General features: G+C 59.1%; 10 protein-coding genes. 9 read left to right on the top strand and 1 reads right to left on the bottom strand.

Annotated elements, in window-relative coordinates; translation table 11 throughout:
* The first annotated feature begins 41 nt into the window (after positions 1–41).
* The 5 genes from BFP95_RS22590 (at position 42) to BFP95_RS22565 (ending at position 6,695) form a co-directional block, all read left to right on the top strand.
* Positions 42–542, top strand: a complete 501-nt coding sequence (locus BFP95_RS22590) for a sigma-70 family RNA polymerase sigma factor (protein WP_065874625.1) — start codon at positions 42–44, stop codon at positions 540–542.
* A gap of 25 nt (positions 543–567) precedes the next feature.
* On the top strand, positions 568–1,521 hold the full coding sequence (locus BFP95_RS22585; protein WP_065874626.1) for a FecR family protein: 954 nt from the start codon (positions 568–570) through the stop codon (positions 1,519–1,521).
* Between the two features lie 97 nt (positions 1,522–1,618).
* Complete coding sequence (locus BFP95_RS22580) at positions 1,619–4,024, top strand: TonB-dependent siderophore receptor (protein WP_065910725.1); 2,406 nt, start codon at positions 1,619–1,621, stop codon at positions 4,022–4,024.
* Positions 4,025–4,285: 261 nt separating this feature from the next.
* Positions 4,286–5,140, top strand: a complete 855-nt coding sequence (locus BFP95_RS30080; RefSeq protein ID WP_256534293.1) for a hypothetical protein — start codon at positions 4,286–4,288, stop codon at positions 5,138–5,140.
* Between the two features lie 640 nt (positions 5,141–5,780).
* Complete coding sequence (locus BFP95_RS22565; RefSeq protein WP_065874628.1) at positions 5,781–6,695, top strand: hypothetical protein; 915 nt, start codon at positions 5,781–5,783, stop codon at positions 6,693–6,695.
* Between the two features lie 62 nt (positions 6,696–6,757).
* Here BFP95_RS22565 and BFP95_RS22560 read toward each other — a convergent pair whose 3' ends face one another.
* Positions 6,758–7,909, bottom strand: coding sequence for an MFS transporter (locus tag BFP95_RS22560; RefSeq protein WP_065880025.1), 1,152 nt, complete (start codon positions 7,907–7,909; stop codon positions 6,758–6,760).
* A 349-nt stretch (positions 7,910–8,258) separates the two neighbouring features.
* On the opposite strand from BFP95_RS22560, the gene BFP95_RS22555 reads away from it, so the two are divergent.
* The 4 genes from BFP95_RS22555 to BFP95_RS22540 all read left to right on the top strand — a co-directional run bounded on the left by BFP95_RS22555 (position 8,259) and on the right by BFP95_RS22540 (position 13,165).
* On the top strand, positions 8,259–9,245 hold the full coding sequence (locus BFP95_RS22555; RefSeq protein WP_065910724.1) for a hypothetical protein: 987 nt from the start codon (positions 8,259–8,261) through the stop codon (positions 9,243–9,245).
* 305 nt (positions 9,246–9,550) lie between these two features.
* The gene (locus BFP95_RS22550; RefSeq protein WP_065880024.1) at positions 9,551–11,569 is read left to right on the top strand and encodes a type VI secretion system Vgr family protein; all 2,019 of its coding nucleotides are present in this window, start codon (positions 9,551–9,553) and stop codon (positions 11,567–11,569) included.
* Complete coding sequence (locus tag BFP95_RS22545; protein ID WP_065910723.1) at positions 11,569–12,405, top strand: DUF4123 domain-containing protein; 837 nt, start codon at positions 11,569–11,571, stop codon at positions 12,403–12,405. The genes BFP95_RS22550 and BFP95_RS22545 overlap by 1 nt, the downstream gene beginning before the upstream one ends.
* Entirely contained in the window at positions 12,398–13,165 is a 768-nt protein-coding gene (locus tag BFP95_RS22540) for a hypothetical protein (RefSeq protein ID WP_065910722.1), read from the top strand. The genes BFP95_RS22545 and BFP95_RS22540 overlap by 8 nt, the downstream gene beginning before the upstream one ends.
* Positions 13,166–13,169 lie beyond the last annotated feature (4 nt).

Genomic DNA, 13,169 nt, shown 5'->3' with positions numbered 1-13,169 from the left:
AAGCATTACTATTCACGCCCCGCCTCACCAGTGCACCCGCAATGATCCCTCAGCCGCCCCGCAGAACAGGCTTTTTCGAACACTACGAAGAGTTGATCGGGACCTGGACGCGCCGCCTGAGAAACCGTCAGCAGGCCGAAGACCTGGCCCATGACACCTTTGTGCGGGTCCTTGAATCAACCGCCTCCGAGGTTGCGCAACCGCGCGCCTACCTGCATCAAACTGCGCGCAATATCGCCGTGGACGCCTATCGACGCGAAGACCGTCGCGAGGCCCTCACGCTGCAAGCCTGTGATCAGCGTTCGCCGCACAGTGACGACCCGGAGCATTTCATGCACGCGATCCAGTTGGCGGACTCTATCGAGCGGGCCCTGGCGGAGCTGCCGCTCAACTGCCGCCGAATTTTTATCTGGCAGAAAATCGAGGGCCTGACTCAACAGGAAATCGCCGAACGCCTGGGGCTGTCTAAAAACATGGTGGAAAAGTATATGATCCGCACCCTGCGGCATTTGCGCGACCGCCTGGACGCGATGGCGCCATGACCGCCCGTTTGAAACAGGATCTTCCATGACGGATAACCGTGCCCGAGACGAAGCCGCGCAATGGTTTGTGCGCCTGCAAGACGCCGAGTTGAGCGCTACCGAGCGCCAGCACTTCGACGCATGGCGCAATGCGCATCCCGACCACCAATACGAATTCGATGTGCTGCAAGGCGTGTGGCGCGCTACCGATTTGCTGCCCAAAGCGCATCTGCAAGCGCTGTGCGAAGCCCCGGTGGTGCGGCCCAAGCGTCGCACCGCTTTGCGTTACGCGGTGGCGGCCAGCGTGGTCGGTGTTGCTCTGGGATTGGGCCTGTTCAGCGGGCTTGGTGATCCCAAGCCTTTCAGCGCGGAGTTCAGTACACGCTTGGGCGAGCATCGTCAGGTGGCATTGCCCGATGGCTCGGTGATGGACCTCAATAGCCGCAGCATCGTCGCGGTGCACTATGAAAAAGGCCGGCGCGGTGTGGAGCTCAAGCGGGGCGAAGCGATGTTCAGTGTCGAGCATGACACCCGCCGGCCTTTCGTCGTGGCCGCCGGGGCAGGGCAGGTGACAGTGACCGGCACGCGGTTCGATGTGCGCCGTGATGAAGATCAGACCCGCGTCATGGTCGAAGCCGGTACGGTGAAGGTGCAAGGTAGTGCGCCGGACAACGTGGTGACGCTGACGGCGGGCCTGGGCACCCATGTCGACAATAAGGGGATGGTAGCGGCAGCTTACTCAGTGAATACCGAGGAACTGACCGCCTGGCGCACGGGCAAGCTGGTCTTCAATAACGCTACGTTGGGCGATGTGGCGCGGGAGGTCTCGCGTTACCGCGAGCAACCGCTGCGGGTCAGCACGCCGGCCGTGCGCGACCTGCGGCTGACCAGCGTGTTCAAGGCCAACGATACCGACGCCTTGCTCAAAGCCTTGCCGCACATCCTGCCGGTGGCCCTGCGAACCTTGCCAGACGGCAGCCAGGAAATTATTTCACGCTGACATTCAGGTTTTTTCCACGTTCTTCGTCTTCTCCTGCAACTGCAACTGGTTTGCATTAACAGCCGCGCACTCTTGCGATCACAGGACTGGGTTCGACGTGAAAAAACTTGCCGTCAACAACAATAAAATCTCCCGCTGGGCGCCACTGGCCCTGGCGCTCGCGGTCAGTGCCGCGCTTCCTGCGGCTTATGCCGCCGACGCCATTCATATCGAGGCCCAGCCCCTGGGCGCGGCGCTGAGCCAATTGGGCCAGCAGACGGCCCTGCAAGTGTTCTTCAGCCCCGACATGGTCGCTGGCAAACAAGCGCCAGCGGTAGACGGCAACCTTTCCCCTGAACAAGCCCTGCGCCAGTTGCTGCAAGGCAGTGGCCTGGATTACCGGATAGATGCAGGCTCCGTGACGCTGCGCCCGCTGAGCGTTGGCAGTGGTGAGACCGGCTCCCCGCTGGAACTGGGCGCCACTGATATCAAGGTGGTGGGCGACTGGCTCGGTGATGCCAACGCCGAAGTGGTGCAGAACCACCCCGGGGCACGCACGGTGATCCGCCGCGAAGCCATGGCGGAGCAGGGCGCAATGAACGTCGGCGACGTGCTGCGGCGCGTGCCCGGTGTGCAAGTGCAGGAATCCAACGGCACCGGCGGCAGTGATATTTCCCTCAACGTTGGTGTACGTGGCCTGACGTCGCGCCTGTCGCCACGCTCCACCGTGCTGATCGATGGCGTACCGGCTGCATTCGCGCCGTACGGCCAGCCACAGCTGTCGATGGCGCCGATTTCGGCGGGTAACCTCGATAGCATCGACGTGGTACGCGGCGCCGGTTCCGTGCGTTATGGGCCACAAAACGTCGGCGGTGTGATCAACTTCGTGACCCGCGCCATTCCCGAGAAAGTCTCCGGCGAAGTCGGCACTACCCTGCAGACCTCCGCCCACGGTGGCTGGAAGCACGTCGAGAACGCCTTTATTGGCGGCACTGCCGACAACGGTATCGGTGTTGCGCTGCTGTACTCCGGTGTCAATGGTAACGGGTACCGTACCAGCAACAATTCCAACGACATCGACGATGTGATGCTCAAGACCCACTGGGCGCCGACCGATCAAGACGACTTCTCGCTGAACTTCCACTACTACGACGCCAGTGCCGACATGCCCGGCGGCCTGACCCAGCGGCAATTCGACGCCAACCCTTACCAGTCGGTACGCGACTGGGACAACTTCAGCGGCCGCCGCAAGGATGTGTCCTTCAAGTACATCCGTCAGATCGACGACCGCACCCAGGCAGAAGTACTGACCTACTATTCCGACAGTTTCCGCGGCAGCAACATCGCTAACCGCGACTTGCGCACCGTTGGTTCTTATCCGCGCACCTACTACACCTTCGGCATCGAACCGCGAGTGTCCCATGTGTTCGATCTGGGCCCGAGCACCCAAGAGGTCAGCGTGGGTTATCGCTACCTCAAGGAAGGCATGCATGAGCAGGCCAGTAGCCTGGGCCTGGTCAACAACGTACCGACGCCGGTCGGTCGCAGTGATGGCCATGTCTACCAGGACCGTACCGGCGGCACCGAGGCCAACGCCTTTTACGTCGATAACAAGATCGATATCGGCAAGTGGACTATCACGCCAGGCATCCGCTTCGAGGATATTCGAACCGAATGGCACGACCGTCCGGTCATCCCTTTGACCGGTCCGCGCACCCTGGAAAAACGCCGCGAAGTCCACAACAACGAGCCGCTGCCGGCGTTGAGCGTGATGTACCACGTCTCTGATGCCTGGAAACTGTTCGCCAACTACGAGACTTCGTTTGGTAGCCTGCAATACTTCCAGCTGGGCCAGGGCGGCACCGGCGACCAGACCGCCAACGGTTTGAACCCGGAAAAGGCCAAGACCTACGAGGTCGGCACGCGCTACAACGACGCTGTCTGGGGCGGTGAGCTGACGTTTTTCTACATCGACTTCTCGGATGAGTTGCAATACGTCAGCAACGATGTGGGCTGGACCAACCTCGGTGCTACCAAGCACACGGGTATCGAAGCCTCGGCCCACTACGACCTGGCAAACCTGGACCCACGCCTGGACGGCCTGACCGCGAACGTCGGTTTCACTTACACCAAGGCCACCTCCGAAGGCGACGTACCGTTCAAGGGCCGTGACCTGCCGTTGTATTCCCGTGAAGTGGCGACGTTGGGCCTGCGTTACGACGTCAACCAGTGGACCCACAACCTGGATGTGTACGCCCAGTCAGGCCAGCGTGCGCCAGGTACAACGAGCACCTACATCACCCAAGGTACCGCCGATGGTCAATTTGGCGATATCCCCGGCTATGTCTCGGTCAACGTGCGCAGTGGCTATGACTTTGGCGAGCAGTTGTCTAACTTGAAGTTGGGAGTCGGCGTGAAAAACGTTTTTGATCAACAGCACTACACCCGTTCGAGCGACAACAATGCCGGGCTGTACCTGGGGGAGCCACGTACGTTCTTTGTACAGGCAAGCGTCGGGTTCTAAGCCTGCATTGACTCGACATGTCCGCTCATCCTGGCCAGGTTGGGCGGCCACCCATGCCGATGGTGTGGTTTGTCTCTCACGCCTTCAGACGTTCTTCCTACCTCGATTCTGGAAACTTTCAGCGGCCTCAGGAACCGGCTCCCACAGTTATGCCACACAGGATATGCCTGCCTCCACTGGTTTCCCTGACGACTCATTAAGCGCCGGGGTCGCTGGAACAGTGAGGCCAGGCACCTGAATACACCGAACTGGAGAACTAGAATGTCGGTATCAGCATACAACCAGAGCGTCGCTCCTTCCCTCGATAACGCCTCCCTCGCAGATGCAAAGCCCAGCACCGAGCGGACTGCTACCGCGTCTAGTGCCCAGGTCACGATAGGCGTCAACTTCAGCTCGCAGCCTGATCAATGCGGCCCAGTATTCGGTGGCCCGCCGCCGCGCCCAGTCCCAGAAAACGTGCGCCCCAATCCCGGCCCGCCGCCGCGCCCAGTCCCAGAAAACGTGCGTCCCAATCCCGGCCCACCTCCGCGCCCGACCCCCACGTTGCCAGACCCTTACTACTCCAAGCAAAGCAATGAGCAACTGGCCCAGGGGCTTTTGAATAATTATGACGCGTTCAAGGGCCGCTGGCCTTCGCGCGAGGTCACGCGCCAGAGCTTGCAGAAAATGGCCGATCAACCGTTAACGGGCAACCCCTATAAGGACCCGAACATCCGACTGGCAAACGAGGTGCTGCGGCGTCCCGGGTTGCTGCAATCGCTTGACCGAAATGGCAGCACCGGTGCATTGGATGGCCGTTTGTCCAAGGACGATATCCGGAGCTTTGTTCGTTCAGATAACCCCTTGAAACTGAATGACGACAAGCAGATCGTCCAAGACGTACTGAATAATTTCAACGCATTGAAAGGTGGCTACTTCAGCAGCACGATAAAGCTCAGGGAACTCAACGCACGCGCCATGCAGCCGTTGACGGGCAACCCTTACACCGACCATCTCACCCAGCTGTCGAGGGAAGTCATGTCCCGTTCAGATCTGAGGTCGGCGATGGACAATATTGTCAGTTGGCAACGCGATGGCAAGATCTCTCGACAGGAACTGTACGCGCTGCTTCGTTAGACCTGGCTGTCTTCTGCCGTGCACACGCGGCAGAAGTTGGCAGGCGTTTGATGCAGTAAATACAACCCAGGCGTGCAGAAACCGTTTACGAAAATGCACCACCAAGAAAATATCCACCGGTCATTGATTACCGGTGGGGGCCTTCATCTACCGGATTAGGTCTGGACCATGAATTCGACATCATTTGAATCCCGTCACTCCCAGTACAACGCCTCGGCCCTGGTCGGGCTTGCGCAGGAGGCAGAAAGCCCAACAGCATCCCGGCTACAGGGGCTCAACCTCACATCCTCGCCCAAGTCCAGCTTCAAGGCGCCCACCGCCGAAGATTTTGACAAAGGCTCTCGGGTGTTCATGGAAGAGCCGGCGCCCAGCCCTGTACTTTCGATGTTTGCCAGCTTTTGGAGCAAGTTGTCCCGCCGCTAGCAGGCCGTTCCAGGCCATGGATGGCCCACAAAACTGAGGCGGTTACAAACGCTCAAGGTTCACCGGGGCATATCGGGCGTCTTGGACGACCGTCTGCGGAACCATTGTTTTCTGAGAGCCACTCAGTCGGTGCTTGTGCCATGTTGATTTCGAGGCGTTTTCGAGGATCAGGCAATCAGGCCCAGGCTACGGAATCTAGATAGGGTGGAGGTGAATCATGATTGGTAGTGTCAATAATCCGGGCTTTACGCAAATGGCGGCGCCAGCGACATCAGGGTCGGCGGGAAGCGGTCACTCTCGTTTTGAGGTCGATGCTCGCGCATTAGGTAAACCGCTGCCAGCGGCGCAGCCAATCAACTCCCGATTCGCGAATGGCGCCGACCGGCACTTTGACGGTCAGAATCTGTACGGAGGCATGACGAAGGTTGGTAACCCCTTTGTCAGCTCAGACGATCATCTGTTGGCGACTGACCTGAAGAACAACCTGCCATTGCTGGACGCCTTCAAAAAAGAGGGACGACTGACCCAAAGCTCTTTGCAGGAGATTGCCAAAGAGGAACCCAGCAGCAGTAAGGTCTCCGAGCGCACGATTATGTTGGCGCGAGAGATACTCAACCGCCCCCGGCTGAACGATGCCATTACTGCAAAGGGCGGTGAAATCACCCATGAAAGCCTTACCTCGGCGAGCGACTCACAGATCGGTAATACCAACCCCAACACGCAGAGCGCGGATCCGTTCCATGGGAAAACTAACGCGCAGGTCGTCCAGGCATTCAAGGGGAAATTCAATGATTGGCGGGACAAGTCACAAGACAACGATATTTTGTTTGGATTAGAAAAACATCGCTACGTTCGAAGGGAGACAATTATTGAGATTAGCAAGGACCCTAACGTAACGGATGCTAAGGGTGAGGTTGTGCGGGATCCGCGCACCGGGTTCCCTTTGAAAAAATACAGCGAGGATGAGGTATATCTGGCCAAAAATCTTGTGGGGAGACCAGGCTTATTGGACTCTCTGGACAGTTACAAGGCTAACGGTTACAACATCTTCGGTAGCCGTAACGACGATGGGTGGTTGAAGAACTACAGCATTGATCGCTGGCTGGAGAACGACAAGAAAGAGAGAGGGTAATTAAAGAAGCGCACAGCGGCATGAGCAGCTGAAAGACTCAAGCTGCTCATGCCGCTGTGCGGTCATACCCGCAGTATTTTCCCACTGACCGCCACTGCCGCCAGCAACATGCCTATCAACAGGAAGGCGGTTGCCAGGCTGCTGCCATGGGCGATAAATCCAATCACGGCAGGCCCGGCCAATATCCCCGCGTAGCCCAGGGTTGTAATGGCCGGCACGGCAATGTGTTCTGGCATGACATTCTGTTTGCCAACCGCGGTATAGAGCACCGGGACAATATTGGAGCACCCGGCACCTACGAGTGCATAACCCAACAATGCCACTTCCCAGGCTGGGGATAATGTGGCGAGGAATGTGCCGGCGGCGGCGAGGGCGCCACCGGCCACGATGACCCAGGTCGCGCCCAGCCGGCGCACGATTGCGTCACCGGTCAACCGCCCGGCAGTCATGGTCAAGGCAAATGCCGCGTAACCCAGGCCAGCATAGGCTTCGTCAAGGCTGCGCTCGTCACTGAGGAACACTGCGCTCCAGTCGAGCACCGCACCTTCGGCAAGAAACACGATAAAGCACAGGCAACCGATGAACAGCACCACGCCGTGGGGCACGGCAAAAGCCGGGCCCGAACTCTCACTGCCATAAGGCAACAGATGCGGTGCGGCCTTGAGCAGCGCCGCCAGCGTAATGACGATCACCACGAGGGTTGCCTGCAGCGGCGACAGGCCCAGCCCCAGCAATGCCGAAACCCCCGCCGCGCCGACGATTCCTCCCAGGCTGAACAGCCCGTGAAAGCCAGACATCATGGTTTTGCCGCTGGCCCGCTCCACGATCACCGCCTGCAGGTTGACGGTGGAATCCACCGTGCCCAAGCCAGCACCAAACAGAAACAAGCCCGCCATCAGTAACGGAATTGAACTGACCGTCGCCAGCATCGGCAACGCCAGGCAAATCATGATTGTCCCGGCGCTCAACACCTTTCGGCAGCCATAGCGCGAAGCCAGCGCACCCGCTGCGGGCATGGCGATGATCGAGCCGACACCCAGGCACAACAACAGCAGGCCCAGCGTACCTTCGCTCAGCCCGGCGCGCGCCTTGGCATACGGCACCAGTGGCGCCCAGGCCGCGATGCCGAAACCGGCGATAAAGAAAGCGATACGGGTCGACATTTGCTCCAGCCGCCCGGGAACCACGGGCGCTGAGGTGGGGATGGCAGTCATGAATAATCCTTGGTCTTGCGTTCAACGAACGATGTCCGGCGCGACATCGTTGCATATCAGGCCGTGGCACGCGAGCCGGGCTCCCCTGGGATTCTGCTGGTCGTGGATTTTGTTTTAAAAACCTGGAACGTAAGGGCAGTTTGCAGCCACGTATGCCGTATCGAGTGTGTAGGAGGCGGTCTGGAAGGTGCGTAATCCCTGTGGGCGCTTTTGAACCCCTGGGTGCTCACGGTGGATTACCACCTTCCAGCCCGCCTCCCATCATCGGTAGGTTCTGTAATACGCTGTTGTCTCAATAGGTAGGCAAGCGCACGGACTCATCGATGAAACACTTCAGGCAAACAACGTCATGACCCTGTTCTATGACGCCCGCGGCAATATCTACGGCGTGGTCAGCCCGGCCTCATTAAGAAGCAAGGGTATTGATCTGCCCGAAAGCGCTGCCTTGGTCGCGCAGACTCGTGACCGTTGGGCAACATCCGCCATCGCCCGCGAATGCGATTGGGGCTCGACACCGCGCCCGGCCGGCGCAAAGGCCCACCGCAGCGACGGTCTGCTGGTCGGCCCGTTCCAGGCCGAGCCGCCGTTTGACCTGCTGATCGTTAACACCGACGGCTCTTTGGCCGAGCGCAGTGGCAATGGCTTGACGATTTTCGCCCAGGCGCTCACTGACCAGGGCCTGATGACTGGAGCCAGTGAGTTGCGGGTGCATCACGACAAGTCGGATGCGTTGACACCGGTACCGACACGGGTTGAGCCGGCAGTCCACGAACAGGTTGCCGGGTTCTGGCTTGAGCTGGGTTTTCCAGCTTTCGGGCCCATGGCGGTGGGGGCGCAGGCCGTTGGGCGGACGATGCTAGGCGCAACTGAACTGAGCCACGTGAGCGCGTTGGCGGTGATCAACCCACAGTGGGCAACCAGTCAGTTTGTGCGGGTGGGCAACCCTCATTGTGTGACGCTGGTCGAGCACGTTTCGGCATTGCCGGATAACGCACAGATGCGGCAGCCAGCCCTGTTCGAACCCTTGAAAGCGATTGCCTTCGCGCCCCCAGCGGGTGGCGGTGAACCCTGTGTGGCCGGTATCAACTTGCAATGGGCGGCGCGCCAGCCCGGCAACCGAGTCATCGCACGGGTGTTTGAGCGCGGGGAAGGGCCCACCGCGTCTTCCGGAACCAGCGCCAGCGCTGTGGCTTGCGCGGCATGGCGTGCTGGATGGGTTGAGAGCGGTGAGGTTGCCGTGGTGATGCCGGGTGGCATTGCGCCGGTGCGTTTGCACGCTCAGGGCGAGACGTTGCTGAGTGTCAGTCTCTTCGGGGCTGCACAGCCGCAGGCGTGAGGTTGTTCAGCCGCTGACGCTGCGATCCGGTGTCAGCTGTTTCTCTATCAGTTAGTCATTCCAGCGAAAGTTTGCGTAGGGCATTTCTTATTGTTAGGAAGTGGCTCATTGACTCATTTTCTTATTTTGTAAAAGACACTTCCAACTTCGTCGTACGAAACTTCTTTTTTATTTTAAAACGGCCGATTTTTGCCTGGAATCGCTAAGCTTCGAGGCGTTCAAGGACTTTTTCTCAGCAACTTATTCCATGTTTAGCGAGAGGAAGTATCTCAGGGCGCTCATTCATTAACGGCGGGTAACAACGGATGGTTAACGCGTTTGTTTCGTCACGTTTCAATCTGATTCTTCCACGCATAAATATCGACTTACAAGTACTGGCATTCAAAGGCAGTGAGGTCCTTGATCAACCGTTCTTTATCCACGTGCAGGTGGTCAGTGAAAACCCTTCCCTTGATCTACAGGCGTTGCTTCACCAACCCGCCTACCTGGACTTCGGCGAAATCAACGAAGGCCTGCATGGTCAGGTTTACGCCGTGGGCCGGGATGACCCGGGCCGGCGCATTACTCGTTATCACCTGACCCTGGCGCCCCGCCTGGCTTACCTTGCACACCGGCATGACCAGCGGATTTTCCAGCAGCGCAGCGTGCCGCAGATCATCGCGGCGGTCCTGGAACAGCATGGCATCCTGGCGGACGCCTATGCATTCGAGCTAGGCCCTGTGGTTTATCCGCCGCGCACGTTCTGTGTGCAGTACGCGGAAAGTGACTTGCACTTCATCCAGCGGCTGTGTGAAGAGGAGGGTATTCACTACCATTTTCGTCACAGCGCGGACGCTCACCTGTTGGTCTTTGGTGATGACCAGACCGTGTTTCGCCGCTTGCCCGTGCAGCGCTACTGCCCTGACGGCGGGCTGCAAGCCGATACAAAAGTGATCCAGCGTTTCGACCTGCGCTTGGCCATCCGTAGCCAAAAGACGGTGCGCCGGGATCACGACTTTGAACATCCCTCGTTGCACCTGCAGGACAGCGCTGGTTCTGCTTCGATACTCCCGCTTGAGGACTATCGGTACCCCGCAGGTTTTGCCGGCCATGCCCGCGGCAGGCAATTGGCGCGTCGAGGGCTGGAGCGTCACCAACGCGACCGGCATCGGGCATTGGGCAAGAGTGATCAACCCGCACTGCGCAGTGGGCATTTCCTTGAACTGCGTGATCATCCCGACCCCTCCTGCAACGACCTTTGGCTGATCACTTCGGTGCGTCACGAGGGTTATCAACCGCAGGTGCTGGAGGAGGCTACACCTGCGGCTGACGTGTTCCGGGGGTATCGCAATCGCTTTATCGCGACACCCTGGCAAGCTGTGCATCGGCCGCCCCTCAAGCACCCCAAACCGACCATCAATGGCAGCCAGACCGCAACCGTGACGGGGCCAGACGGTGAGGACGTGCATTGCGACGCCTATGGCCGGGTGAAGGTGCGCTTTCACTGGGACCGCCTGGACAAGGCGGACGACAAAAGCAGTTGTTGGGTTCGGGTTGCGTCCGGGTGGGCCGGAGACGGGTTCGGCGCAACGATGATCCCGCGCGTGGGCATGGAAGTGCTGGTGACCTTCCTGGAAGGGGACCCGGACCGGCCGCTGATCAACGGTTGCCTGCCGAACGCGCTGCATCGGCCGGCCTATCCTTTGCCCCAGCACAAGACCCGCAGTGTTTTGCGCAGCCGCAGTTCCCTTGGCGGCGAGGGCTCCAACGAAATGTACCTGGAAGACCGTCGTGGCGAAGAGCTTGTTTACCTGCGTGCGCAGCGCGACCTGGAGCAACGGGTCGGCCATGACAGTCGGTTGGAGGTCGCGGGGGAACGGCGAGAAGTTATCCATGGTTTAAGCACGACTCACGTTGAAAGTGAAGAGCATCGTCATGTCACCGGCGATCGCAAAGTCGTGCTCAAGGCGAGCGATTACCTTGATGTGCAAGGCGATAGCCGGACCCACGTGACTCAGAACTTGGTCATTGAGGCGGGGCAGCAGCTTCACCTCAAGTCCGGTGCCAGCCTGGTGATCGATGCCGGTGCGCAACTGAGCCTCCGAGCGGGAGGAGAGCATCTGGTCATCCAGGCGGGCGGCATCTTCAGCAGTCGCCCTATCACCCAGGGGGGGTCACCGTCAGGGGGCCTACTGGAGAACACCTTTACGGTGTCCGATGTGCCACGGGTCTCCAAGGTACAAAGCAGCATCATGAACCTGTCCAGGCACCTGGGGGCGGATTACTGCCCGGTGTGCGAGCGCTGTCGTGAAGGCCAGTGTGAGCTGCCGGGGAGGGCTGCCTGATGCAGAACTTGCCAGGCCAATGGATGGCTCAACAGCAGCAAGCTGGGCGACAGCTGTGTTTGATCCTTGAGGGGCACAGTAACGCGCGACAGCCGCTGCTGGCGGCGCGCAGTTTGTCAGAGTATCGCAGCCTCTATGGCCAGACCGTGCTGGCGGAACTGGCGGTGGAGGGCCCGGTGATCCTTCTGTTGAAACAGATGAGCGAGCCCGCGCTGCTCAACCTCTTGCAACAGCCCGAAACGAACTGGGGCTGGCTGGGCGCTTTGCCATGCGAGGACCTGACAGGCGTGGCTCAACACTGGCGCGACCGTTTGCTGGTGGGGCAGGAAGGCGAGCAATCGCTCTACCGTTTTCACGACAACCGCACTCTGGCGCGTGCATTGGCCTATCTGTGCCTGGAGCACTGGCCGGTATTCCTCGGCCCGTTGATCAGCGTGTGCTACTGGCACGAAGACCGCTGGCGCACGGCTGACAACCCAGCCCCCGGTGAGCATTCGCTGCCTGACCCGGTCCCTTGGCTGAACACGCCCAACCCAAACGCCGAAGCCATCCTGCACGCCAATATCCTGCGTTACCTGTTGACCGAACACAGCGAAGACTTGGTCGCACTGGTGGAATTCCAGGACCCGAGAATCTGGCTGATACAGGTGCTGGAACAGGCGCGGGCCTGGCAATGGCAGGGGCCGGAGCAGTTGGAGTTTTTGGTGGTACGCAGGTTGGAGGAGGCCACAAGGAACAGCTTTATCCGGTGGCAACCGAAAGTGGGAGAAACACCGCAGGAACATTTTCAACGGATGGTGGAGCAGTGGGAATTGATGGGGGAAAAGGATGGGTAGGCGAAGTGTTGGAGTGTTGGTCGCGCTGGGTCTAATGGGTTGTGCGGGAGAGCCGGTTGATAGCGTTACGTTGGAGGTGGATTTACCAGCGGAATTTGAACTCAAAACGGCTGCGAATTATCTGCCCACGACTGGTGAGACCTGCACTTTGCCGCGACGTCGAGGCAAGAGGTCGGAACGGAAAGTGTTCTTTACTGATTACAAATCTTTGCCAAGTCGGGTGAGCTATGAACTACCGCTGAGTGAAAAAATCGAGGGTTGCCCTTCGGTGCTGCGAAGTCTGGAATTTGAGTTTTATGCGAAGTGGGGTAAGCGTGATACGGACGTAGGTGGGGATCGTGCAGGTATTGCCATTCGAGATGGCTGGAATGATCAACTTGGTATGCCTGAGTCGGGTGTACAGGAGCTAATCGGGCAATGTCAGTGGCGGTTCAGGACGGTGGGGCCGTTTCATGCGATCAGGAAGCTTCTGCGATGTCGCTCGATGAATGAAAGGGGAGAGTTGCAGAATTCTCTGGCCGGTGGTGTTGCTCAACGTGATCAGTTAGCAGGGAAAACGCTCAGGATGGTGCTGACGGTCACTGATGAGGAAGAGCCAGCTGTTGGGGATAACTGGGTAGTCGTACCAGGAGGCTGGAGGCGTTGTAAAGGTAAAAACTTTGAGGACCTTTACGGCTTTTGTGACGGCAATACCACCGACTTTAAGCCTATAAAAATGCCGGATGGTCGTGTTTGTGATGTCTATCCATCGTGTAAATAACAAG

Origin of the sequence: Pseudomonas sp. 58 R 12, from assembly GCF_900005865.1 — a bacterium.
GTDB classification, from domain to species: Bacteria; Pseudomonadota; Gammaproteobacteria; order Pseudomonadales; family Pseudomonadaceae; genus Aquipseudomonas; species Aquipseudomonas tritici.
This window is presented reverse-complemented; position numbering and strand designations above follow the sequence as displayed.